The organism is Streptomyces virginiae (genome assembly GCF_041432505.1).
Taxonomy (GTDB): domain Bacteria; phylum Actinomycetota; class Actinomycetes; order Streptomycetales; family Streptomycetaceae; genus Streptomyces; species Streptomyces virginiae_A.
The window spans coordinates 5,536,595-5,560,334 of the sequence record NZ_CP107871.1 but is presented as its reverse complement, the minus strand read 5'-3'; the positions used below and the strand labels follow the sequence as shown (position 1 = coordinate 5,560,334).

Here is a 23,740-nt window from a genome sequence, read left to right as displayed (position 1 = left end):
AGATAGTCATCTACTACCTTGCACCGCAAGACAGTCACGTCTCGCGCGGCAGCAGCAGCGGGGTGGCCAGGAGGAGGACTCCGGCGGCCGCGATCGCGGTGCGGGGGCCGGTGACGACGGCCAGCACGCCCCACCCGGCGGTCAGGACCGCGATGGTGACGCTGCTGCTGATCGCCCAGGCGGCCTGGGTGCGGGCGAGCCGGTCGGGGTCGACATGGGTGAGCCGGTAGGTGGCGAGCACCGGGTTGAACAGGCCGCAGCAGGCCACCAGACCGAACTGGACGGTGATGACGAGCGCCATCCCGGGGACGCCGGGCGGGACGAACGCCAGCCCGAGCGGCCAGCACGCGCGCAGCGCTCCGGCGGTGCGGAGCACCCGGTGCCGCCCGTACCGGGCCACGAGCCGGGGTGCGAGGCGTGAGCCGACGAGGCCGCCGATGCAGGGGAGCGCGAAGACGAGACCGTACTGCCACGGCGCGAACCCGAGCCCGCGCAGCAGGAGCAGCGCGAGCAGCGGCTCGGAGGCCATGATCAGGCCGTTGACGACGATCGCGTTGAGGAACAGCGGGCGCAGCACGGGGTGGCGAAGGATGTGGCGCCACCCTTCGAGCAGGTCGCCCGCGCGCAGCCGCGGCGCCCCGGCGGCCCGCCCCGGGTTCGGTTCCGTGCCGCCGACGGATCGGATGCCCAGCGCCGAGAGCAGGTAGCTGACCGCGTCGGCGACCACGGTCACCACCGGGCCGAACATCCCGATCAGGGCCCCGCCGAGCGGTGGTCCGACCATGGTCGCGGTCCATGTCGTCGATTCGAACCGGCTGTTCGCGACGAGCAGGTCGCCGGCCGGCACGAGCGTCTTCAGATACGCGCCCGCGGCCGCCTTGAAGGCGATGTCGGCCGCGGCGACGACCACCGACACGAGCAGGAGTTGGGCGAAGCCGAGCCACCCGAGCGCGAACGCGACGGGGACGCTGATCAGCGCGGCGAACCGGGTCAGGTCCGCCCCCACCATGACCGGCCGCTTGCGGCGCGGCTCCACCCAGGGACCGAGCGGCACCGCCAGTACGGCCCCCAGCACCCGCCCCGCCGCGGCCAGCGCCGCCACCTGGGCCGGCCCGGAGTCCAGTACGAGGATCGCCATCAGCGGGAAGGCGCCGAAACCGAGCGAGGTGCCGAACGCGCTGACGGCGTACGCGGCCCACAGCCGCCCGAACCGTCGCCCGAGCCCCCGCGCCGGGCGCTCACCGCATTCCGGGGCCGCCTCCGTCAAGGCCGCCCCCGGACCGCGGCCTCGTACGGCCGTGCACCCCGGGCGACCGCCTCCCGCCGCCTGCGCCCCATCCGGCCCGGCCCCTCTCTCCGTGTCCCCGCATACTGCCACCGCGACCCCGGTGGCAGGGCCGCGAGGACCGGACCCCGGCCGGGTCGATCCCGCGCTGACCTGCGCGTTCACGGGTCCGACAATCGGCTCGCCCCATGACCGGCCCGTCGAGGAGACTGTGCGGGTGAACCGCCTCCACCGCCCCGCGCCATGACCTCCGCCGCCTTCGAAAGGCTCGTCCGGCAGCTCGACGACGCGTCCGGCCCGTCCTACGACGCCCGCGCGGAGCTGATCGGCATCGGCTCCGCCGCCATCCCCGCCGTCATCGACGGGCTGCCCTCCCTCGACGGCTTCGGGCAGTTGACGGCCATCGAGGTCTTCGAGGCGGTGGGCGATCCCCGCTGCGGCCCGACGCTCATCGGCCTGCTGGGCAGCGACAACTCGACCGTCCGCGAGTGGGCGGCCGGCGCCCTGGCGGGCCTGAGGATCGAGGGCGCGGTCGAACCGCTGCGCCGCGCCCGGCTCGCCTGCCTGGAGCGGGGTACCCCGCCCGATCGGACCGAGCCGTGCACCATCCGCTGGGCCCTGACCGATTTCGGCGCCCGCACCCCGGTCGTGCCGCCGCTCACCGCGCGCCTGCGCGCCACCGCCGGGGCTGACGCCCCCGGCTGGCCCTCGGCCCACTTCGCCGAGATCGTCGGCGACCTCGCCGACCACGCCCAGGTGATCCTCTACTCGCAGTTCTGGCGGGTGGACGACGGCGGCACGAGATGGGTCCGCGGCCCCGGCCTGGACCGGGAACTCGACTGGACCGCGCCGTGGGAGCGCCTGGTGGCGCAGGCCCGCGAGTGGTCCCTGCTGGAAGCCACCGAGGCCCCCGTCGGGGACGACGTCTTCGTCGTCCCCGAGTGGATCGACCGCTCCGACCTGGACCGCGGCCGCTAGGCGGTGTCCTGTCGGTCAGGGCGGGTAAGGGAGCGGCGGCCGGGGTGGCGCGCTCGGCGGCGGGTGCGGAGCATCGTCAGGGCGTGGGCCGTCGCCGTGGACAGGCCCAGGAGCAGAGCGCCCGTCCACAGTGCGGCGGAGCCCCAGGTCTGCAGCACCGCCATCCCGACGGGGGCGCCGATCACGAGCCCCAGGTTCCAGACGAACCCGTACGCGCCCTGGTACGAGCCGGCCCGGCCCGGCGGCGCGTGGCGGACCAGGAACGCGGAAGCCTGCGGGACGAGCAGCATCTCGCCGACCGTCCACACCACCAGGGCGGCGGCGTACGCCCACGGCCCCGCGGCCACCGCGTTGGCGCCGAAGCCGACCGCCACCAGGACCGCCGCGCACAGGAACTGGACGTCCACGGCGAGCCGCCGGGTCAGTCGGGAGACCAGCGGCTGGGTGGTGATGATCAGGAATCCGTTGAGCGACACCACCAGGCCGTAGACCTGCGAGGACAGGCCGTGCGCCTTCATGTCGAGCGGCAGGGCCGACTGCTTCTGCAGGTAGATCGCGGCCAGAGAGAACGAGAGCGCGAGGAACCACGCCGTCGCGGGGCTTCGGAACGGCGCGAGCAGTCCCCGCAGGGTCTCCCGCCCGCCGTCGCCGGTCACGTCCGCCGCACCCGCCGGGTCGTTCGGGGCGGCCTCGGCCCGTGGCCGGGGCCCGGGGAGCCGGTGCGCCAGGCCGGCGTACGCGAGCGCGGTGGTGATGTTGAGCGCGACGAGCCAGTAGCCCGAGGCGGACAGGAGGAAGCCGGAGACGGCCGGGGAGATCGCGGCCCCGATGTTCGACGCCCAGTAGAGCAGGCCGAAGGCCCGTACGTGCTCGCTCCGCGGCAGTGCCTGGGCGACGACCACCGTGCCGGCGGGCTTGTGCAGGGTGGAGGCGCAGCCGGCCAGGAGGGCCGCGGCGGCCAGTACGGTCGGCCGGTCCACCGCCGCCAGGACGGCGCAGGCGCCGATGGCGGTGAACTGGGAGACGAGGATCGCGCCCCGCGCGCCGGTACGGTCCGCCAGGACGCCCCCCGCGAGGGAGCCGGCCACCGATCCGGCCCCCCACACGCCGACGAGGATGCCCGTCACCCCGGGACCGATGCCCGACTCCGCGGCGAGGAAGAGCGCGAGGAACGACGGGACGAGGATCCCCAGCCGGTTCAGCAGGACGCCCGTGAAGAGCAGCCAGAAGACCCGCGGGAGCGGAACACGAGGCTCCGCTCCCGGTCGGGTCGACGCCCGGAAGGTCACGCGGACTCGAGCTCCTGCCAGTCCGCGAGCCGCTGCAGGGCGAACACGTCCTTGACGGAGGCGATCTTGTCCTCCAGGTGCGTGGTCTCGCCGTGGCTCAGGATCGAGGCGTAGGTGTCCCGCAGCGCCGACACCGTCGCCCGCAGCCCCTGGTTGGCGTAGATGATGGTGGACACGCCGTCCTTGACCGCGTCGTCCGCGTGCCAGTCGGGGTAGGTCGTGGGCACCACGACGACGGGCGCCCGGTCCTGCCACCCCCGGAGGAACTCCAGGACCTGGTCCTTCGTCCGGGCCTTGGAGTGGATGAGCACGGCGTCCGCGCCCGCGTCGACGTAGGCGTGGCAGCGCTCCAGCGCGACCTCCACACCGAGGCCGTCGATCAGGGCCTCGGTGCGGGCGATGAAGAAGAAGTCCTCACCGCGCTGCGCGTTCTTGGCGACCCTGACCTTGGAGCAGTACTCCTCGGTGTCCAGCAGGGTGTGCGAGGTGGCGACGAAGCTGTTCATCTTCGGGAAGAGCTTGTCCTCCATGCAGACCGCGGTGATGCCGGCGGCCTCGTACTCGTGCACCATGTGCGCGACGTTGAGGTTGTTGCCGTAGCCGGTGTCGACGTCCGCGACGACCGGGATGCCGAGCGCCTTCTGGGTGTGCGCGGCGGCCTCCAGGTACTCGGTCATCGTCAGCACGCTGGCGTCGGGCAGGCAGCGGGCCGCGGACACCTCCAGGCTGGAGGCCCATACGGCGTCGAACCCGGCGGCCTGCGCCAGCCGGCCGCCCAGGGCGTCGTGCGCGCCGGCGACGCGGACGGCCTGGGAGAGGGCGCGTCGCTGCCCGAGGACGCTGCGGAAGGACGGGTACGAAACGGGCTTGAACATGTCGGTTCCTTCGAAGTCGTTCAGTGGTCGGTCGGTCGGTCTCGGGCCGTCCCTGGCGCCGACGGAGCGGCGCAAGCGGGTCGGGCGGGGCCATGGCCCGGCTCAGTGCGAGCCGGCGGTCCGGACCGTGATCAGGGAGAGCGCCCGGCGGGCCCGGTGCAGGGCCTCGCGCCCGGTCGGGGCGGTCGCCACGACGTGCCCGTGCCGGGCGCTGTTGGCGGCCGGGGGCACACCTCCGTCGCCGGGGGCGACGTACAGGCTGACGTCGGCCACGCCTTCGAGCCGGCGTGCCGCGTCCTCCCCCGACACCTCGGTGACCGTTCCGGCGGCGGCCGGCAGGAAGGCGATGGCGGCGGCCCCCTTGGCGACCGGCCGGGACGGTGTCCATCCCGGCAGGTGCAGTGCCACCAGCTCGGCGGGAATGCCGACCCCGGTGGCCAGTTCGACGAGCCGGGTGATCTGGTCGCCGGCCGGACGGCAGTTGATCTCGATCAGCCGGGGTCCGTCGGCGGCGAGCCGCAGTTCGACGTGGGCGGCCCCGAAGTCGAAGCCGACGGCGCGCACCGCGTCCGTCGCGACCCGGGCGCACCGCTCGTCGAGCCCGTCACCCAGCTCGGCCGGGACGTGGTGGCCGGTCTCCACGAAATGCGGGTGCTCGCCGAGTTCCTTCCAGGTGACGGCGAGCACGGTGATCTCCCCGCCGTGCACCAGGGCCTCGACGCTGACCTCCGGCCCGTCGACGTACTCCTCGACGAGCGCCGCCGGGATCTTGAGCTGGCCGCGCTCGTTGTGGGTGTCCGCCAGGATCGTACGGACGTGCTCGGCGGCCTCGGCCGCGGTCGCGCACAGCCGGACCCCGTTGCTGCCCCCGTCGTCCAGCGGCTTGACGACCCACGGGAGGTCGAGGTCCCGCCCGCCCACCTCCTCCGGGCCGGTGACCCGGGCGAACCGCGGCACGGGTACGCCCGCCGCCGCGCACAGCGCGCGCGTCGCCGACTTGTCGCGGGCGGCCCGTACCCCGGCCGGGTCCGGGCCGGGCAGCCCGAGGGCGCGGGCGGCCTCGGCTGCGGCGATCATGTGCCACTCGCCGACGGAGATCAGCGCGTCCGCCGGGGGCGAGAGCCTGCGTACGGCGTCGACGACGGCCCGGGAGTCGTTGGTGTCGCACACCACGACCTCGTCCAGCCAGGCGGGGTCGAGCCGTTCGTGGCCGGCGGCGAGGTAGAGGGACAGGTCCCGGGTCAGGAAGGTGACCCGGTGGCCCGCCTCGCGCGCCGCGAGGATCGCCTCGTACCCGGCACCGGTGAGGTTGCTCTCCAGGAAGGCGATGTGACGGGTCATCCCGTCGCCCCGGAGGCGTCCCCGAGAGCCTCGACCGAGGCGTCGACGGAGGCGTCGTCCCGCTCGGGGTCCACCTCGAACAGCTCCTCGCACAGCGCCGTGAGCTCCCGCAGGTCCGTCGACAGCTGCTCCGGGGAGGCGGCCCGCATCTCGATGCGCACGGGCGCCGCCACGCCCTCGTGGCGGGGGCGCACCACGTCCCCGACCTGCTTGTAGGTGTCGACCTGCACCGTGCTGGACAGGGCGCGGATCGCGTCCAGGGTGCGGTACGAGCGCAGCGCGCCGGCCTGCGCCGGGTACGGCGTGACGACCGCGGCCGCGCCGTCGTGGGCCGGGGTCACCTGCGGCCGTACGCCGCGCATGACGTCCCGGTATCCGGCGATGATGTTGATGCCGAAGGCCTCGCGCAGCAGCGGGGCACGGTTCGCGCCGGGCCGGCCGCCCGCCTCGATCAGCCGGGGGCCGTCGGGGCCTTGGACGAACTCGACGTGCAGCAGGCCGCGATCGACGTCCAGCGCGCGTACGGCCTCACCGGCCAGCGCGCGCATCCGCTCCTGCTGATCCGCGGTGAGCCGGGTCGCCGTCACCCGGGCGAAGTGGTGGAAGTCGGTGCCGCCGAGGTCGGTGCCGGTGACCACGTCGATGACGGGCGTGGTCCACACCTCGCCGTCCAGCACCAGGCACTCGACCGAGTGGTTGGTGCCGGGCAGGTACTCCTCGGCGAGGATCTCCACCGGTACGCCGGCCACCCGCTGCTGCTCGGAGAACTCGGGCAGCGTGTCGCGGACCTGCCGGTAGGCGGCGGTCAGCTCGTCGGCGTCCGCGCACAGCGAGACGAAGTAGCTGCCCCACAGATTGCCGGGCTTGAGGATGACCGGGTAGCCGGTCCCGGCGGCGAACCGCAGCAGCCCCGCCTCGTCGGTGACCACGTGGGAGCGGGCGGAGTACGCGATGCCGATCCGCTCGGCGAACCGGCGCCGCATCTCGCTCTTGCTGCGCACGGCCGTGGCGGCGGCCGGGGTCATGCCGCGCAGGCCGAGCAGGGCGCACACCTCGCTCCACAGCGGGACCAGGGTCTCGTCCACGTTCAGCACGCACTCCAGGCGGTACCGGCCGCGGATCTCCTCGATCCGGCGGGCGATCGCCTCGGCGCCCTGCGAGAACGCGAACCGCTCGACGAAGTCGAACTCCGGGGGTTCCAGCTTGTGGGGCGTGTCCTCGTCGAGGAGCAGGCCCAGGGCGGACCCGCCGCCGAGGAGTCCGGCGTAGAACTCGGGTCGCTGGGCGGTGCCGAAGTACAGGACGAGCGGCCGGAGGTCACCTGACATCGTCCATCACCTCCCGCAGCCGGGTCAGGCCGGCGGTGATGCGGTCCTCGGCGATGGCGTACGACAGCCGGAGGAAGCCCTCGCTGCCGAAGGCGGATCCGGGGGTCAGCGCGATGCCGGCGTGCTCCAGCAGGAGTTCGGCGAGCACCCCGGCGTCGGTCACCTCGACGCCGCGCAGCGTGCGGCCGATGACGTCGCGGCCGTCGACGAAGAAGTAGAACGCGCCTTGGGGGGTGGTGGCCGAGAGGTACGCGGTGGCCGCCAGGGCCTTCTCGACGATGCCGTGCCGGTGCAGCAGTACCTGGCGGGCCTCGGCGACGAAGTCGTCGAGCTCCCCGCGCGCGGCGGGCAGCAACGCGTGCTGGACCACACTGGTCACGTTGGAGGTGGTGTGGCTCTGCAGGTTCTTCATCGCGGAGATCACCGCGGCGGGGCCGTGGACGTGGCCGACCCGCCAGCCGGTGACGGCGAAGCTCTTGGAGAACGAGCCGATGCCGACGACGAGTTCGCGGGCGCCGTCGACCAGCGCCGCCGGGTGGGCGTGCCGCGCGCCGGGCAGCACCAGCTCTCCGTAGCACTCGTCGAACAGGATCCACACGCCGTGCTGCCGGGCCCATGCGGTGATCTCGGCCAGGACGTGGGGCGGGTACACGGCGCCGGTCGGGTTGTTGGGGGTGTTCAGCACGAGCATCCGCGTGCGGGGCGTGCGCAGGGCGTCGAGCCGCTCGACCGTGGGAACGAAGCCGGTGTCCGCGGTCTCCACCGGCACCGGGACCGCCCCGGCCAGTTTGATCTGGGCCTGGAAGGTTCCCCAGCCGGGGTTGGGTACGAGGGCTTCGTCGCCGGAGTCCAGCAGCACCAGGCACGCCAGGTACAGCGCGTGCTTGGCGCCGGCGGTGACGAGTACCTCGGAGGGCGTGTACGCGACGCCGGACAGCCGGGAGATCCGCTCGGCGAGGGCCTCGCGCAGGGCCGGGATGCCCCCCGTGTCGGTGTAGCGGTGCACGTCCGCGTCGGCGGTGTGCCGCAGGGCGCTCAGCACCTCCGGGTGCGGCGCGAAGTCCAGTTCTCCGGCGGCGAAGTTGACGATGTCGACGCCGCGGGCGCGCAGCGCCTCCGCCTTGTTGCGGGTGCCTGAGGTCTTGGAGCCGGATATCAGGCTGCTGCGCCGGGACAACCGCAGGAGCGGTTCGCGCCCCGGGTCACCGTGCTGGTCGGGCATGTGGTTCACATCCTTGTGGTGAAACGTGTGGCGGCGGGCGAACGGCTTCGGCCGCTGGGTGATCGCCCGTGGTGCAGGTGGTGCACGTGATGCAAGTGGTGTGGCTGGGAGTGAGTGGTGCGGGAGGGGCGGGCAGGGCGGGACGGGTCAGGCGGTGGCCACGCGCAGGACCACCGACAGCGAGCTGACGACCAGCAGGCCGAGGACGACCCGGCGGAACCGCTCGGCGTTCAGGCGGCGGAAGGCCTTCTCGCCGACGAATATCCCGATGAGCAGGGCCGGCACCCCGACGAGGAGCATCTGCCCGACGGTGACGGTGAGTTGGCCGCTGATCCCGAATCCGACCAGGGCGGCCAGGCTGGTGCCGGAGAACACCACGCCCAGCGTGGCGCGTTGCACCCGGGGCTCCAGCTTCATGCTCTGGAACGCGGCCACCATCGGCGGGCCGTCGATGCCGGTGGCGGCGAAGGAGGCTCCGGAGAACATCCCGACGGCCATCACCGCGCCCAGGCCGCCGCCCAGCGTGATCTTCCGCCACACGATGAGGGTGCCCAGCAGGACCACCGCCGTGATGATGAACATCAGCACCTGCGAGGAGAGTGTGGCCAGCAGCCACACGCCGAACGGCACGCCGGCCAGCCCGGACAGCAGGGTGGCCGTCATCAGGCGGCGGTCGACGTGGCGCCAGTCACGGACGGCGATCCACAGGCTGAGCGGGGCGGCCATGATGCCGGCCACGACCACCGCGCTCGCCGGGTCGATGAGCAGCGCCAAGGGCGGGACCGCCACCAGGGAGAAGCCGAATCCCGCCGTGGTGCGTACGACGGAGGCGACGGCCAGCACCAGGAAGGCGCCGAGGAGGATCATCATGGGGAGCGGGTCTCCAGGTTGGGTGGCGCGGTTCAGACGACGGGGTTGGTGAGCTCGCCGATCCCCTCGACGGAGACGGTGACCCGATCGCCGCGCCGCAGCGGTCCGACACCCGCCGGGGTGCCGGTGAGGATCACGTCACCGGGGTGCAGCGTCATGGCCGAACTGATGTGACTGATCAGGCGGTCGACGGGGTGCACCATGTGGGAGCTGTTGCCGTCCTGACGGGTCTCGCCGTTCACGGTGGCCCGGACGCCGACGGCCCTGACGTCGAGGTCGGTCTCCACCCAGGGGCCGACCGGACAGAAGGTGTCCGATCCCTTGGCCCGCCACCACTGCCGGTCCGGCCCTTGGAGGTCGCGGGCGGTGACGTCGTTGGCGCAGGTGTAGCCGAGGACGTGTGCGGGCACCTCCTCCGGGGTCAGGTCCCGGCAGGTGCGGCCGATCACGGCGGCGAGCTCGGCCTCGTGGTGGAGCTCGTCCGTGTAGGACGGCTTGACGATGGCCTCGCCCGGGCCGATGACGGCGCTGCCCGGCATGAGGAAGACGAGCGGCTCCTCGGGCACGTCGTTGCCGAGTTCCGCGGCGTGCTCGGCGTAGTTCCGGCCGATCGCGAGGACCTTGCCCGGTGTGACGGGGGCGAGCAGCCGCACCTCCTGGAGGGGGAAGCGGGGCGCGTCCGAGGGCACGTCCAGGGGGCCGAAGGGGCCGTTGATGAGCGGGACGACCTCGTCGTCGGCGAGGAGTCCGTAGCGGATCGTGCCCGCCTTCTCGAACCTTACGATGCGCATGTGCCGCTTCCGTTCTCGCACTCGGTGGGGGTGGTCTTGCCCGGCAGGGCGCGCAGCAGCAGCTCCGCCAGGTGTTCGGGACGGCGTGAGCCCTCCTGGGAGATCTGGGTCCGGCAGGAGAACCCGTCGGCCACCACGGCGGTGTCCGGCCCGGCGGCCCGCAGTTTCGGGTAGAGCTCCCGCTCGGCCGCGCCCTGGGAGACGTCCCAATGGCCGGGCTCGTAGCCGAAGTTGCCGGCCATGCCGCAGCAGCCGGCGGAGATCACGTCCGTGGTGACGCCGAGCCGGCGCAGCACCTCGCTCTCCGGGCCGTGGCCGTGGCCGGCCTCCTGGTGGCAGTGCGGCTGCATCACGGCGTCCTGGTCGAGCTTCCCGAACGGCCAGGGGCCCTGGTGGTCCGCGACCACTTCGGCGAGGGTGCGCACCTGCTGGGACAACCGGCGTACGAGCGGCGAGTCCGGCAGCAGTTCGGCCGCTTCCTCGCGCAGGGTCTGGGTGCAGGAGGGTTCCAGGCCGATGATGACGCGGCCGGCTTCCAGGTGCTCGCGTAGGGCGCCCACCGAGCGGCCGAGCACCGCCCGGGCGGTCCCCAGCTGGCCGGTGGAGTGCCAGGTCAGGCCGCAGCAGACGGGGCCGTCGGGCAGGAGGACCTCGTAGCCGAGGGCTTCCAGGACCCGGGTGGCGGCCTGGGCACCGCGGGGGTCGAGGAGGTTGCTGAAGGTGTCCGGCCACAGGACGACGGTGCCGGCGGAGCCCGCCGGGACGCGCGCCCCCGTACCGGTCGCGGGGACCGGCTTGCGGTGACGGAACCACTGCCGGAAGGTCTGCGCGGGCAGTTCCACGAGCGGCCGGCGCGTCTCCAGCCCGGCCAGGGAGCTCAACTTGGCCGCGAGCGGCGTACGCCGCGTCAGCCGGTTGAGCGTGAGGGGGGCCACCGACGCCAGCCGGGCCAGCAGCGGCAGCCAGCCCAGGGTGTAGTGGGCCCGCGGTCTCAGCCGTCCCTCGTAGTGCCGGTGCAGGAACTCCGACTTGTAGGCGGCCATGTCGACGTTGACCGAGCAGTCGCTCTTGCACGCCTTGCAGGAGAAGCACAGGTCGAGCGCGTCCCGGACCTCGGTGGAACGGTAGCCGTCGGTGATCGTCTCGCCGCGCAGCATCTCGCTCAGCACCCGGGCGCGGCCCCGGGTGGAGTGCACCTCGTCGCGGGTGACCTGGTACGAGGGACACATGTGGCCGGTGTCGTTGCGGCAGGTGCCGACGCCCGTGCAGCGGTGCACGGCGTTGGTGAGCGAACCCTGGTCGCCGCCGAAGCGCTGGATCATCGGCAGCTCCTTGCGGTCGCGGCCGGGGCTGGGGCGGATGTCCTGGTCGAAGGGGACCGGGTCCACGATGATGCCGGGGTTGAGCAGGTTGCCCGGGTCCCAGATGTTCTTGAACGCGGCGAAGGCGCCGATGAGTTCGGGCGAGTACGTCCGGGCCAGGAGTTCGGAGCGGGCGCGGCCGTCACCGTGCTCACCGGAGGCGCAGCCGCCGTGCTCGACCACGAGGTCGCCGGCGGCCGAGATGAACTCCCGGTATCCGGCGATGCCTTGCTCGGTGCCGAGCTCCCAGTCGATCCGGACGTGCAGGCAGCCCTCGCCGAAGTGGCCTGTGATGGTTCCCGTCCGCCGGTGTTCGGCCATGAGGGCGTGCAGGTCCCGCAGGTATCCCGACAGCCGCTCGGGCGGGACGGCGGAGTCCTCCCAGCCGGGCCAGGCCTGCCGTCCGTCGGCCATCCGGGTGGCGATGCCCGCGCCGTTGCGGCGGATGGACCAGATCGCGGCCGTCTGTTCGACGTCGGCGGTGATGAAGGCGGTGGCGTCGGTCTCGCGGGCCAGGTGCTCGGCGCCTGCGATCGCGTCGGCCTCGTCGGTGCCCTCGATCTCGCAGTACAACCAGGCCGCGCCGCGCGGCAGCAGGTCGATGCCGGGAGCGCGCCCGCCGCGTGAGCGCAGCGCCTCGACCAGCGGGGCGTCCAGCCCCTCCACGGTCAGCGCGCCGGCCTTCGCCAGTGAGGGTGCGCAGTCGGCGGCCGCGTAGACGTCGGGGAAGCCGAGGACGAGGAGCACCCTGGCGGCGGGGATCGCGGTGAGCCTGACCTTGGCGCCGAGCAGGACGCCACAGGTTCCTTCGGTGCCCACCAGCGAGCGGGCGACGTGGAAGCCCTTCTCGGGCAGCAGTGCGTTCAGTCCGTATCCCGACACCTGTCGGCCGAACCGGCCGAGCTCGGTGCGCAGCGGGGCGAGGTGATGGTCCCTCAGCTGCTTGAGTCGGCGGTCGATGTCGGCGTCGCCGCTGGTGCCCTGGTCGGCGCGGATCCGGCGGCCGTCGGCGAGCAGCAGGTCCACCCGCTCGGTGATGTCGGCGGTCGTGCCCCAGGCCACCGAGTGGGCGCCGCAGGCGTGGTTGCCGATCATGCCGCCGATGGTGCAGCGGGAGTACGTGGAGGGGTCGGGGCCGACGGTGAGGCCGTGTGCGGCGGCCCGGTCCCGCAGGGTGCCGAGGACGACGCCGGGCTGGACGGTGGCGGTGCCGGCTTCCGGGTCGAGTTCCTCGATGCGGTTCATGTACCGGGAGAAGTCGAGGATCAGTCCGGTGCCGATGGAGTTGCCCGCGATGGAGGTGCCGCCGCCCCGGCAGGTGATGCCGACGCCGTGCTCGACGGCGATGCCCACGGCGAGGGCGGCCTCCTCCGCGTCCCGGGGCTCCAGTACCGCGGTCGGCATGACGCGGTAGATGGAGGCGTCGGACGTGTAGGCGGTTCGGGTCCGCACGTCCGTGCGGGCGGCGGGCAGGCGGGCCTGCAGGTGCCTGGTGAAGTCGTCGTTCATGGCGTCTTTCCCGGGTGTGCGGGTGGGGCGGCGGCGGTCGGGGCGCGGGCGGTCAGCCGCGCGCGCCACCGGGGTCGAGCGGGAAGAAGTCGATCAGCAGCATGTCGCGTACGCCCTGCCGGACTCCGGCCGCCGGCTCGATCGCGGAGACGCCGTGGAAGACCCGGCGGTCGTCGATCACGATCGACTCGAACGGCTGGAGCAGCGTGGTGCTGTAGATCGGCTCGCGGTCGCGGTCGTACAGCTGCGACCGGCCTCCCTCGACGTCGGTGCGGCGCATCAGGACCTGCGCCACGTAGTGGTGCCCGTCCTCGTGGACGCCCTCGGGGGCCGGGAGGCCCTTGGCGTCGCGGGTCGCGGTGATGCGGATCTGGTGCACGCCGACACCGCTGGTGGCCGGGTCGAAGTCACCGGGCAGCCGCCCGGCGAAGAAGTGGATGAGGGTGTGGAGCACCCCTTCCGCGGCCACGTCGTCGTCCAGCGGCGGGAAGTGCCGGTCGACGCCGCCGTGGAGCGAGTTCACCTCGGCGGACTGGTGGAAGGCCCGGGGGGCCTCCCGCAGGAGAGCTCCGTCGGAGAACCGGAAAGAGCCGTGCCGGCGGCGCCGGTAGTCTGCCCCGTCCTTCATGTACGCATCGACCGGAAGATCCTCCCAGGATTCCAGGAACAGCTTGATCTGGTCCTCGGAGTGGATATCCAGCGCCTGCTTCAGATCCCTTTCCGAGAAGTATCGGTACGGATCGCTGCTCTCGCCGACCGCGCCTCCTGACCGTAATACATCGGTCGTCACTGCACACTCCCTTTATCGCGTTCTTTACGACGTTGCCTCAGCGAATGAGGCATCACCGATCCTGGCCGGAAGGAGTTCTTCGGGCAAGGCCGAAACCGGTGCGTGAACCTGCGCCGCAGGAACACGCGGGGCAACGGGAGTCGGCCGCGGACCGCCGCCCCGCATCCACCGGACGGCGCCGCCCCGAATATTCCCCGGCCGTATGGCGAACGACGAAAGAGGCCGAAAACATATGACTCCGTGGCGGGATGTGCTCGACAACTCCACGGCGCGGGCCGGCATGCCGCACGCACTCGCCCGAGAGGCATCCCAGGACGTGATCAAAGTCTCCACCTGCACAGATGCCCGGCCGAGGCGCCGTCAACTAGCCTGACCGGAAGCACAGGTTGCCAGCATGGGGGAATGCAGCGTGACGCCTAGCCCTGAGACACGCCTCGAATCTCTTCAATCTCAAGACATTCAGCTCTACCGGGAGTTGCTCGCACAGGATTCGGCACCGTGCCTGCCGAAGCAGCCGGGGCCGGACAGGGGGGACCGGGCGGTCGAGGCCCGCGAGGATTCGCTGGGAAGACTGCTCTCATCCGGCCTCGCCGTCCCGGACGAGGAGAGCAGCACAGGCTTCACCCCCGTGAATCCCGAAACCATCGGGAGTTACGTGGTGGCCGAGATCCTCGAAAGCTCCGCCCGCTCGGCGATCAATCTTCTGCGGGTCCGGGAAGAATTGGGTCCGGTGCTCGCCGAGTATCGGAACAATCACCTCAGGAATTCGTCCGGATATGTGACGCACACCGATTTCCCGAACATCAACGCAGCCATCCGACTGGCGGCGCGGGAATGCCGTCGCGAAGTGCTGACCTCTCAGCCCGGCGGCGCCAGGTCCGCGGCCGTGCTGGGCGAGTCGCTGCCGTCCACGCTGGACATGCTGGACCGGGGGGTGACGATGAAGACGATCTATCAGCACAACGCCCGGTCCGGCTCGGCCACACGTGATTTCGTCCGCGCGATCCAGGAGCGTGGCGCCCAGGTGGCGACGTTGGACGAGAACTTCGACCGCCTGATCATCTTCGACCGGACGGTGGCGTTCATCCCGGCCGACGACGACCGCCGGGCGGCGGCGGAGATCCGCGCTCCGGCCATGGTCTCGTTCCTGGTGGCCCTCTTCGAACGCTCGTGGATCAGGGCGGTCCCCTTCACCCCGCCCGGCCGCGACCGGGCCACGACCCGCATCACCGACGACCTGGAACTGGCGATCATGCGGCACATCGTCGCCGGCGACACGGACACGGTGACGGCCGGACAGCTCGGCATCAGCGTGCGCCGGTGCCAGGAGTACGTCGCGCGGATGTCCGCGAAGCTGGGCAGTCGCAGCCGGGCCCAACTGGGCTATCTGATCGCCAAGTCGGGGATGCTTGACAACGTTGCCGAGGAAGGGACCCCGGACAGCTCCCCCTGATCCCGCGACCGTTCCGGGCGGCTCGGGCAGCGAAGCCTCAGCCGCCCTGGAACGACGTCGGCGCGGGCTTGCCCGAGTCCCACCCGATGTCGCCGCCCACGGCGACCACCGACCGCGCGACGGGAACCGCCGCCTGGGCCGAGGCGACGGGCAGGGCGATCAGTGCCGTGGCGGAAACGAGAAGGGCGGTGGCCAAGCGGTGCATGGTTTCTCTCTCATGGGGTGCCGAGTCGGGCGGACGATCACGCCGAGGACAGCGCTCATTTATGTTCATGCAACATCTACCCCCGATTCAAGATCCCCAGGGGGTGGTAAACCCGCACTGCGGAAAGACGAAGCCCCCAGCCCTCCAGGCACGCCGAAGGGGCCGACCCCGAAGGACCCGGCCCCTCCTGACCTGTACGTTCGCCGAACAGGTGCCCTGCGGACCGTCCACGGACCGACCTACGGGGTCCCGACGGAGGCGAGGTGCCTACGCAGCTCCACCGCGAGCTCTTCGTCGCCGCCCTCGGCCGGCAGCGGCCAGGGATCCCGCTCCCCGTTCGCCACCACGAGGCTGCTCGCGAACCGGAAGAGGTGGGGTGCGGGCACGAAGAAGTCCCGCCGCCCCGGGGCGGGTGGAAGGCGCAGCGAGGGCCCGGGGATACGAGGTCTCATGTCGACGATGACGTACGTCTCCACCAGCTCGCGTCGCGGCTTCAGGGTGAGGGCGTCGGCGTGGACACGTGGCCGGTCCGTCCGCGATGTGCGTACTCACCTCGCCGAGGCCGTGGAGCGCGCCGATCGTGACGACGTACCCACAGTGATCACGCGCCGAGGCAAGGAAGTCTCGTGGGGAGACGCCGGCGCGCGGTGAGTGAGTACCGAACATCCCGGTATGGAAGAGACGTCCCTACCGGACACTCATCGATCAGTAGTGATATCGGGCGGCGAGAATGACGATCTCCTTGTCCGTCACCAGATAGACGAGGCGGTGCTCTTCGTCGATCCGTCGCTCCGCCTCGACTGGGTAGAACGCCTCGATGGGGTGCTCGCATGCTTGGACGAGGCGGCGATAGTCGACTTCGCGCGGGTACTTGCCGCCTCCGCCCCCCTGGCAGCCTCTTCCGATCCGCATTCGTGAAGAGGACTACCTTGGACGTCACTCCCTCGAAATGACAGAAGTGCATCCGCCGGTCGACGCCGACCGCACTGGTCATGCTGATAGAACCGCCGCGAGGCGGACGGGTGACAGCCACGCCAGCTGTCGCAGCATCGCGCGCTGCGCTGCGGACTGCTGCGGACAGCAAGGCTCCCTGACCTGCGTCGTCGCAGGTCAGGGAGCCTCTGAAGTCCCGGTTACACGTTGAGGCGGAACGTTCGACACAGAGCTCCCACCTGCGGAAACGCGGTTCTCGGTGCCCTTATCCAGTACCGATCCAGCACGGTGCGAGTTCATCCAGCACATCCAGCACGCACGACCGCGACGAACACCCACCACCCGCGACGCGTTGTGTACACATGAGACACTCGGTACCCTTGGGCGCATGACGCAGCCGCTGCCCATAGAGTCCATCCGCGACGTGCGTGCCCACCTCGCCGAGGTCGTGGAGCGCGCCGATCGCGACGACGTACCCACAGTGATCACGCGCCGAGGCAAGGAAGTCGCCGCCGTCGTCTCCATCGAGGTACTGCGCAAGTACCAGGAATGGGAAGAGCGCGAGATCAATCGGATCATCGACGAGCGCATGGCCAACCCAGCACCCGGCATCCCGATCGAGGACATCATGAGGGAGACGCTGGCGCGCAGTGAGTGAGTACCGAACCGTCTTCCGCCCCGAGGCGCAGGCCGAACTTCGGAAGATCCCTCGCGACATGGCGCTGCGCATCCTGGCCAAGCTGACCGAGCTGGAGACCGACCCCCTCGGTTTCAACACCACCGCACTCGTGTCACAACCCGACCGCCGTCGCCTGCGGGTCGGCGACTACCGCGTCGTCTACACGATCGACAACGGAGAGCTCGTGGTGTGGGTCGTTCACGTCGGACACCGCTCCACCGTCTACGACACTTGATGCCGGCTGAGCCAGCGTCAGAATATCCAGCACCCATCCAGCACGGTGACGACGAAGGGGTCGCCTCCCGGAGGAGGCGACCCCTTCTGAACTGCACGTTTGCCAGATCAGCGACGTGGCGCTACGTGACGCATCACACGTTGAAGCGGAATGTCTGAAGCCAGATCCTGACCTGCGGCGGAGCCCCCTCCAAGTCCCTGACCTGGGCTTTCCTTGTTGGCTGCGTTGGCTCCCGACGGCTGTTTACGGGTGTCCTGCGGACTCTCTGCGGACTGCCTGCAGGATCTCGACGGAGTCGAGATGCCGTAGGCAGTCCGCTGCGGCCCCTCGTTGCCGCGCTCGGCCGGAAGTAGCCAGAGGTCCTGCCCTCCGTTCGCCACAGCGAGGCTGCTCGCACACAGACAAGGTGCGGTGCGGTTTGAAAGACTCCCGGAGCCGCCACGCCAAGGACGGCTACTTCGCCTGCGCCACGCCAGGCGGTCTCCGCCCCCTCTGTGTACCGCGGGGTCTCGACCGGCGGCGAGGGGCCCGCGTGCTTCAACTCACTCCGAACCCGTGGTGAGGTCGACGCCGAGTTCCTGGGCAAAGGCTTCAATCTCGGCCAGGGCTGAGCGGAGGTCTCCGGCCACGGACCGGGTCAGTGCGTCGATGGACGTGGTCGGCTCCTTGGCGGCCGAGGCTTCAGGGCTGAGGCGGGCGATGTCCAGGTTCACCTGCTTCTGGGCGAGGAGCTCAGCGGTGTTGTGGCGGCGGAATCGGTCGGACTCCTTACGGTGCTTGCGGTCGGGGTCCGAAGGGTCGAAAGCCTGCTTCTCAAAATCGGCCAGATGCTCGGGCTTCATGGGGTTCTTCTTGAGGGTGAAGCGGCTGCCCGTGCGGAGGTCATACGTCCACACGTAGGTGGTGTGCGGCGGGTCGTCGTCCGCGCGGTGTCCAGGGACTGCTTCGAAGAAGAGGACGTGGGCCTTCACGCCGCCGGCATAGAAGATGTTCTCTGGCAGACGCAGCATGGTGTGCAGGTTGTAGCCGGTGAGCAGTTCGCGACGGACCAGATCGCCCACACTGCCGGGGCCACCCTCGTTCAGCACGCTGTCAGGGACGATCACGGCCGCCCGCCCCTTATCGGTGAGCTGAGTTCCGATGTGCTGGAGGAAGTTCAACTGCTTGTTGGTCGTGGTCTGCTCTCCCACCCAGAAGTCCGGGCGGTTGTACGTCACGTTGTCGCGGTCGTCCACCCCGGAATCAGTTTCCTTACCGGAGACATTGATGCCAGATTTGCGGCCGAAGGGCGGGTTCGCAAGGACCAGGCTGGCATGCCGCTCCGGGGGCCTGGCCAGGGCATCGCCGACCTGAATGATCGGCTCCCCGGTCGGGTCCCCAAGCGAGTGCAGGAGGCAATTCATCGCGGCGAGGCGCGCGGTCGCAGGCACGATCTCGTGACCCCAGATTGCCTTAGTGCGGAGGCGGTGGAGGTCATCGTCCGGAAGGTCGTCGCCATACTCCCGAATAATGCATTCATACGCGGAGATCAGAAACCCGCCGGTGCCACAGGCCGGGTCTGTGATCGTGTCGTACGGCGTCGGGCGCATGCAGCGCACGATGGACTCGATCAGCGGGCGGGGAGTGAAGTACTGGCCTGCTCCAGCCTTAGTATCCGACGCGCTGCGGGCGATCAGGGCCTCGTACGCAGCACCGTTAATGTCCGAACGGGAGTCGCGCCATTTCTCCTTGTCGATGAGGTCGGTGATCAGCCGGCGCAGGTGAGTCGGGTTCTCGATGTGGTTGCGGGCCCGGTTGAAGATTAGGCTGAGGGTGGTGTGATCGTCCTGGGCACTGCGGCGGCCGAGGTCAGCAAGGAGCTTGCTGTACGCCTCCTCCAGAGGGTCGCCTTCGAGGTCGATAAGTTCGGGCCAGCCGCGGCCCTTCCACTCGGGAGCGGTCGGCAGTACGTGTTCGTGCTCGCCTTCCGGCCGGTGGGCGTTGAGCTTTTCTGTCTCGTCGGCCATCTTGAGGAAGACCAAGAGACTGAGCTGCTCCAGATAGCTGGAGGCCGAGACGCCGTCGTCGCGCAGGACGTTGCAGTAGTTCCACAGGCGGTCTACAAGCCGACGGGCTTCCTGGTTCACGAGTTGAACTCCATTGAGAGAGCGATCTGTTCGCCATCAGCGAGGGTGGTGTCGTCCGACCTGGCAGGAGGCGGCGCAGCGGTCTCCGCCTTGCGCTTTCGGCTGGCCCGGGCCAGCCTCCGGGCTTCCTTCCGCTCGGCCTCAGCTACCTCGCGTTCGACACGGATCCGCTTCAGTAGCTCCCCTGCGGGCTCATCCTCGGCGTTCTGGGGGGCGAGGCGGCCGGAGAACGCCTCAGTAAGTAGAGCGCGGCGCAAGGCGCCGTTGTACCGGGCGGCATCCTCCAGACTGCGCTCCATGCGGTCGAGGGAGGCGAGTCGCTGCTTGGTGGTACGAATCAGCCGTCGCTGCTCGTCCAGTGGCGGTACCGGGAACTCGATGTTCTTCAGTCGGGCCGCGCTGAGATGTGCGAGGTTCGTCGTGATGCGCACCTCACGCATGAAACGACCAGCGTGCAGATGACGGCGGAAGACCAGGAGTGCCCAACCGGGCAGTACATCTTCGCTGGACCGGAAACGCAGCAGGCTGTTGGTGAAGGCGACCCCTTCCGGGATCCCCCGATACATGGCGGGGCGGCCGACGAGATGAGGGCTCTGCCCTTCATTCAACAGAATATCGCCCGGATCCAGACGATACTTACCGAAGACCCCGGAGAAGTCCATTTCCTTGACGTCGCTGGTGTCGATGCGATCCTCGAAGACATTCGCGACGCGCAGGTACGGGCGCACCTTCGGGCCGGTGTGCCAGTCAGGGTGTCGAGCACGCCCCAATTGGATGCTTCCCGCCTTGCCGGTCGTCGTAGCAATCCAGTGCGGGGGCCACTTCTCTGGCTCCGGAACAGCTTCCAGAAGGACAGCCTCGCGAAGGATAGCGAGGTCGCGGCGGCCGGCGGCCACCGCGCGATCGATAGCGGCGAGCCGATCCATTCGAGTGTCGAGAGCAGCAGAAATTCGACACTGTTCGGCGGCAGGCGGAACGGGAATCGGCAATTGCTTAATCTTGGAAATGCTGATTGATGCCAGGTTTACGCTCTGTTTGGCATTGGCTTCGAGCCATGGGCGCGCAACAGAGTTGAGGTAGAGCGCAAGCAGCTTCGGCTCGATGGAGGAACCGATAATACGAGCTCGGAATACATGGTTCTGATGGATGCAGGTATCGATCTGCCCCTCCCAGATCCACCCCCGGCCGAGCTTGTCCCGGTCTCCACCCTCGGTCATGAGGACATCGCCTGGCTGCAGTCGGTACCGCTCGACAGCATCAGCCGGGACTCGAATCGTTGTCACCTCGGCGAGGTCAAGCCGCATGCGTTGAACGTTCGCCACACGCAAGTAGGGAACTCCGGGGAGCGCGGGGTCGCTCTGTCGCTTGGAGTCTTTGGTGACACCCCCAACAACCTCAGCCAGGTCGTCTAGCGTCGCCCACGCCCACCCTTCCGGCAGTCCTGCCCTGTCAACCCCACTGCTGTCCTCAATCCTGCTCGCGCTCACGCACCCAATTCCCTGTCCAACTCGTCCACCAGCTCACCCGGTTTCCACTGACTGCCCTTGAAAGCAGCCACGAAGTCGCCGTAACCGCCAGCTTCCGCTCGGCGGCCAACGTCCAGCGAGGCGGCGGTCAGCGTGGCGTTGGCCGCCACCACGTTCACAACCTGTCGCAACCATGTCCGCTGCCGGTCGTCGAAGGTGACGCCAGCCGTCTCCTGGCGGGCAAGCCACGCTTCGAGGCGGCCCTCCACCGTACTGCGATATGGCCGAAACTCATTCCCGTCGAGCCTCAGCTCGTACCGCATAACGGACAGGAACTCAACCAATCCCGCGTTCCGCCTCGCGGCACCCCGGGCGATCTCCAGGTCCACGTACGCTTTCCAGAGCCTGGCCTCGGTCCATTCCCGCCGGGTCGCCCGGACCTTGCCGATCAGCGCCTTCAGCTCACGGAGCACCTCGCGGGGCGGTCGTCGCTCCTGGAAGGCGATCCTGAGGGCCAGCATGTCGTCCTCGTGCTCGGCCATGTACGCCCGCCAGTCGTCGACAACCCTGCGGGCCTCCTCCTCGTTACGCAGCCCGCGCGCCTCAAGAAGCTGGTCTTGGCTGAGATGATCGATGAGCAGCCAGCTGTCCTGAGCGGCTCTGAGGAGCGCGGCGCGCAGCTCCTCACTCGCGACCAGCAAGCCCACCGCATCGGTGACCTCCACGTCCTCTTCCGGAGCCGAGCTCTCGGCCCGTACAAGGGTTGGCCGCTCGGCGTCGGCGGCCCGGACCAGTGAGCGGACCAGCCCCTCGTACGTCTGGTCGACCTCCAGGTGCTCCTCAATAGCTGCCCGGCCCCGCTCGTCGAGGCGGCGTCCGAGACGGCTGAGGCGGCCGGCGAGGGTGGCGATGTCGTCTGGATGGAGCAGTTCGCCCTTCTCGCAGGCTCGCAGGAGCCGCTCCAGGCTCGGAACAGGTTTGGCGTCATCCCGTACCAGCGGGCGGGCATCAGTCTTCGGATGCTCGGTGACACCCACCGCGTCGACGATCACAAACCGGTCCTTGTGGACAGCGTCCGCTGTGACCTTCACCAGATCGAGGTCCTTGACGGTGCGGGCCCCGCGCCCCTTCATCTGCTCGAAGTACGACCAGGTCTGGATGTCCCGCATGAAGACCAGACACTCCAAGGCTGGGATGTCCGTACCTGTGGCGATCATGTCGACGGTCACGGCGATGCGCAGGTCGCGCTTGTTCCGAAAATCGGACAGCGCCTTATCAGGGCGGGATGCCTGGCTGGTGATCTTCCGACAGAAGCCATCCCCAGCTCCGCCGAACGCCGTGCGTACGGCCTCCACGATCGCGTCAGCGTGCAGGTCGTTCTGGGCGAAGAAGAGGGTCTTGGGGACGATCTCCCGGCTCTGAACCTCGCCGGTTTCCTGGTCGACGGTCGGCGGGAAGATCTCGGTGAAGAGGTTGTCGCGGAAGGTCTCCACGATCAAGCGGATCTGGTCCGTGGAACGTACCCGCTGGTTAACCTCGGTGCGGGCGTAGGGATCGTCCGCCTCCATACTCTGCCAGTGCTCGGCACGGGTCAGCTTGTGGACCTTGGCGATGACAGAGTTGACCTGGTGAACGGTGCCGTCGGGATGGACCTCCGTGCTCAAGGCGGGGATCAAAGATCCCTGCTCGGTGATCCGTGTTCCGATCTTGTAGATGTCGTAATCGACATTGACGCTGTCGGCGACAGCCTGTTCGTACGTGTACTGGCTGACCAAGTTGTTGTCGAAGAAGGCGAAGGTCTGGTGGATCGGCGTCGCGGTGAGACCGATCACATGGGCGTCGAAGTACTCCAGGACCGGGCGCCACCGCCCATAAATGGACCGGTGGCACTCGTCAACAACGATCACATCGAAGAAGTCGGGCGGTAGGTCGGGACAGTAGCCCACAGACGCCACGCTGCCCGCAAGGCGGTCGGCCTGCTCCGTCTCGAAGGTGTCGTCGTCGTCGGCCGGCACGGGGATCCCCGAGAGCTTGCACCACAACCGCTGGATCGTCGAGATCACGATCTTGTCTGAGTCCGCGACCGCGCCCTTGCTGAACAAGCGCAGCGGCATCTGCTCGTGCAGGGGCGTCTTGGCCCCTAGCGGAACGAAGTCCCGGTACTCGTTGTACGCCTGTTTGCCCAGGTTGTTGCGGTCCACCAGGAACAGCACCCGTCGGGCGCCCGCGTGGCGCAGCAGGCGGTAGCTGCTCTGCACGACGGTGTAGGTCTTACCCGCACCAGTCGCCATCTGGATCAGTGCCCGCTGATTGCCGCCGGCGAGCGACTTCTCCAACGCCTTGATGGACTTGTACTGCGCGGACCTCAGCCGCTTGTAGTCGAGGCGCATGGTCGGGAGCTTCCGCAGGCGGGCGCGGAAAGTTGGCGCGGTCGGCATCCGCTCAGCCTCACGCATCCAGCGTTCCACCGTGGCGGGCTGGTGCGGGGCCATGACGCGACGGCTACGAGCACCGCCTTCAGGGCTGTCAGAGGCGGGGGTGCCGTCTAGGTATTCGCTGTCCAGAAGGTTGCGGAACCTCCAGGTGGCGCCGTTGGTGGCGTATTGGAACGGCAGGGGGCGGTCGCCCCGCCAAGCCCGGTCGGCGTGCCGGCCCGCGATTCTGGCGGCCTGTTCGGTCGCAGCATCAAGCAGATCCTGCACCTCTCCCTGCACAGGACCGGCAGCAACGACCCCGCAGAGCCGACCCTGCACGTATAGCGTGAAGAGGACGAGAGTGGGCGAGACCGGGGAACGCACCGCCTCATGGGCGACACCTAGCTCACGTTCGCTCGGCCCGTAGACCCGCCAGCCCGAGGCGGCCAGAGCTGCCTCTACCGTCCTGGCCCACTCCGGTGCGGCGCCGCTCATGGTCCCTCCCCCAGTACGTCCCTCTCCGGACCAGTCAGTCGTCCGTACACCGATTACAGCAGCCGGTGTACGCGGCACGGGACCGTACGCGAAGA

The 23,740-nt window shown here is 69.8% G+C and carries 20 protein-coding genes and 1 pseudogene; 5 read left to right on the top strand and 16 right to left on the bottom strand.

Annotation, left to right across the window (positions count from 1 at the left end; translation table 11 throughout):
• Nucleotides 1-34: 34 nt before the first annotated feature.
• Entirely contained in the window at nucleotides 35-1,267 is a 1,233-nt protein-coding gene (locus OG624_RS26055) for an MFS transporter (protein WP_051763091.1), read from the bottom strand.
• Nucleotides 1,268-1,528: 261 nt separating this feature from the next.
• On the opposite strand from OG624_RS26055, the gene OG624_RS26050 reads away from it, so the two are divergent.
• Nucleotides 1,529-2,263 carry a HEAT repeat domain-containing protein gene (locus tag OG624_RS26050; RefSeq protein ID WP_033218451.1) on the top strand — a complete coding sequence of 245 codons (735 nt, stop codon included), beginning with the start codon at nucleotides 1,529-1,531 and terminating at the stop codon, nucleotides 2,261-2,263.
• On the opposite strand, the gene OG624_RS26045 is transcribed toward OG624_RS26050, so the two are convergent.
• From OG624_RS26045 to OG624_RS26005, 9 genes are all read right to left on the bottom strand, one after another.
• On the bottom strand, nucleotides 2,260-3,552 hold the full coding sequence (locus tag OG624_RS26045) for an MFS transporter (protein ID WP_033218449.1): 1,293 nt from the start codon (nucleotides 3,550-3,552) through the stop codon (nucleotides 2,260-2,262). The genes OG624_RS26050 and OG624_RS26045 overlap by 4 nt on opposite strands.
• Nucleotides 3,549-4,427: an isocitrate lyase/phosphoenolpyruvate mutase family protein gene (locus OG624_RS26040; RefSeq protein WP_033218445.1), complete on the bottom strand. Its 879-nt coding sequence runs from the start codon at nucleotides 4,425-4,427 to the stop codon at nucleotides 3,549-3,551. The genes OG624_RS26045 and OG624_RS26040 overlap by 4 nt, the downstream gene beginning before the upstream one ends.
• Nucleotides 4,428-4,529: 102 nt before the next feature.
• On the bottom strand, nucleotides 4,530-5,768 hold the full coding sequence (locus tag OG624_RS26035; RefSeq protein ID WP_371639905.1) for an ATP-grasp domain-containing protein: 1,239 nt from the start codon (nucleotides 5,766-5,768) through the stop codon (nucleotides 4,530-4,532).
• Nucleotides 5,765-7,096, bottom strand: coding sequence for an ATP-grasp domain-containing protein (locus tag OG624_RS26030; protein WP_371639904.1), 1,332 nt, complete (start codon nucleotides 7,094-7,096; stop codon nucleotides 5,765-5,767). The genes OG624_RS26035 and OG624_RS26030 overlap by 4 nt, the downstream gene beginning before the upstream one ends.
• On the bottom strand, nucleotides 7,086-8,318 hold the full coding sequence (locus tag OG624_RS26025) for a pyridoxal phosphate-dependent aminotransferase (protein WP_033218443.1): 1,233 nt from the start codon (nucleotides 8,316-8,318) through the stop codon (nucleotides 7,086-7,088). Before OG624_RS26025 ends, OG624_RS26030 begins: the two co-directional genes overlap by 11 nt.
• Before the next feature lie 147 nt (nucleotides 8,319-8,465).
• The gene (locus OG624_RS26020; protein WP_033218442.1) at nucleotides 8,466-9,188 is read right to left on the bottom strand and encodes a sulfite exporter TauE/SafE family protein; all 723 of its coding nucleotides are present in this window, start codon (nucleotides 9,186-9,188) and stop codon (nucleotides 8,466-8,468) included.
• 32 nt (nucleotides 9,189-9,220) lie between these two features.
• A complete protein-coding gene (locus OG624_RS26015; RefSeq protein WP_033218440.1) occupies nucleotides 9,221-9,979 on the bottom strand; it encodes a fumarylacetoacetate hydrolase family protein in 759 nt (252 codons plus the stop codon).
• Entirely contained in the window at nucleotides 9,967-12,849 is a 2,883-nt protein-coding gene (locus OG624_RS26010) for an FAD-binding and (Fe-S)-binding domain-containing protein (RefSeq protein ID WP_033218438.1), read from the bottom strand. The genes OG624_RS26015 and OG624_RS26010 overlap by 13 nt, the downstream gene beginning before the upstream one ends.
• A 52-nt stretch (nucleotides 12,850-12,901) precedes the next feature.
• Nucleotides 12,902-13,639: a 2OG-Fe dioxygenase family protein gene (locus OG624_RS26005; RefSeq protein WP_371639903.1), complete on the bottom strand. Its 738-nt coding sequence runs from the start codon at nucleotides 13,637-13,639 to the stop codon at nucleotides 12,902-12,904.
• Nucleotides 13,640-14,033: 394 nt separating this feature from the next.
• Between OG624_RS26005 and OG624_RS26000 the strand changes: the two genes are divergently transcribed.
• Nucleotides 14,034-15,092, top strand: a complete 1,059-nt coding sequence (locus OG624_RS26000; RefSeq protein ID WP_158711791.1) for a hypothetical protein — start codon at nucleotides 14,034-14,036, stop codon at nucleotides 15,090-15,092.
• Between the two features lie 37 nt (nucleotides 15,093-15,129).
• On the opposite strand, the gene OG624_RS25995 is transcribed toward OG624_RS26000, so the two are convergent.
• The gene (locus OG624_RS25995) at nucleotides 15,130-15,288 is read right to left on the bottom strand and encodes a hypothetical protein (RefSeq protein WP_158711790.1); all 159 of its coding nucleotides are present in this window, start codon (nucleotides 15,286-15,288) and stop codon (nucleotides 15,130-15,132) included.
• Nucleotides 15,289-15,536: 248 nt separating this feature from the next.
• The gene (locus tag OG624_RS25990; RefSeq protein WP_371639902.1) at nucleotides 15,537-15,749 is read right to left on the bottom strand and encodes a hypothetical protein; all 213 of its coding nucleotides are present in this window, start codon (nucleotides 15,747-15,749) and stop codon (nucleotides 15,537-15,539) included.
• 46 nt (nucleotides 15,750-15,795) lie between these two features.
• On the opposite strand from OG624_RS25990, the pseudogene OG624_RS25985 reads away from it, so the two are divergent.
• Nucleotides 15,796-15,924, top strand: a pseudogene (locus OG624_RS25985) (type II toxin-antitoxin system prevent-host-death family antitoxin); the annotation flags it as partial.
• Between the two features lie 78 nt (nucleotides 15,925-16,002).
• On the opposite strand, the gene OG624_RS25980 reads toward OG624_RS25985, so the two are convergent.
• Nucleotides 16,003-16,209, bottom strand: coding sequence for a type II toxin-antitoxin system YoeB family toxin (locus tag OG624_RS25980; RefSeq protein WP_349252281.1), 207 nt, complete (start codon nucleotides 16,207-16,209; stop codon nucleotides 16,003-16,005).
• Nucleotides 16,210-16,618: 409 nt separating this feature from the next.
• On the opposite strand from OG624_RS25980, the gene OG624_RS25975 reads away from it, so the two are divergent.
• The gene (locus tag OG624_RS25975; protein ID WP_007266282.1) at nucleotides 16,619-16,888 is read left to right on the top strand and encodes a type II toxin-antitoxin system Phd/YefM family antitoxin; all 270 of its coding nucleotides are present in this window, start codon (nucleotides 16,619-16,621) and stop codon (nucleotides 16,886-16,888) included.
• Nucleotides 16,881-17,144 (top strand): type II toxin-antitoxin system RelE family toxin, encoded by a 264-nt coding sequence (locus OG624_RS25970; protein WP_033218430.1) that lies wholly within the window; start codon nucleotides 16,881-16,883, stop codon nucleotides 17,142-17,144. The genes OG624_RS25975 and OG624_RS25970 overlap by 8 nt, the downstream gene beginning before the upstream one ends.
• A gap of 542 nt (nucleotides 17,145-17,686) precedes the next feature.
• Here OG624_RS25970 and OG624_RS25965 read toward each other — a convergent pair.
• The 3 genes from OG624_RS25965 to OG624_RS25955 are packed head-to-tail and all read right to left on the bottom strand — an operon-like array spanning nucleotide 17,687 to nucleotide 23,645.
• Complete coding sequence (locus OG624_RS25965) at nucleotides 17,687-19,270, bottom strand: class I SAM-dependent DNA methyltransferase (protein ID WP_030808399.1); 1,584 nt, start codon at nucleotides 19,268-19,270, stop codon at nucleotides 17,687-17,689.
• Nucleotides 19,267-20,757 carry a restriction endonuclease subunit S gene (locus OG624_RS25960; RefSeq protein WP_371639901.1) on the bottom strand — a complete coding sequence of 497 codons (1,491 nt, stop codon included), beginning with the start codon at nucleotides 20,755-20,757 and terminating at the stop codon, nucleotides 19,267-19,269. Before OG624_RS25960 ends, OG624_RS25965 begins: the two co-directional genes overlap by 4 nt.
• Entirely contained in the window at nucleotides 20,754-23,645 is a 2,892-nt protein-coding gene (locus OG624_RS25955; RefSeq protein ID WP_371639900.1) for a DEAD/DEAH box helicase family protein, read from the bottom strand. Before OG624_RS25955 ends, OG624_RS25960 begins: the two co-directional genes overlap by 4 nt.
• Between the last annotated feature and the right edge of the window lie 95 nt (nucleotides 23,646-23,740).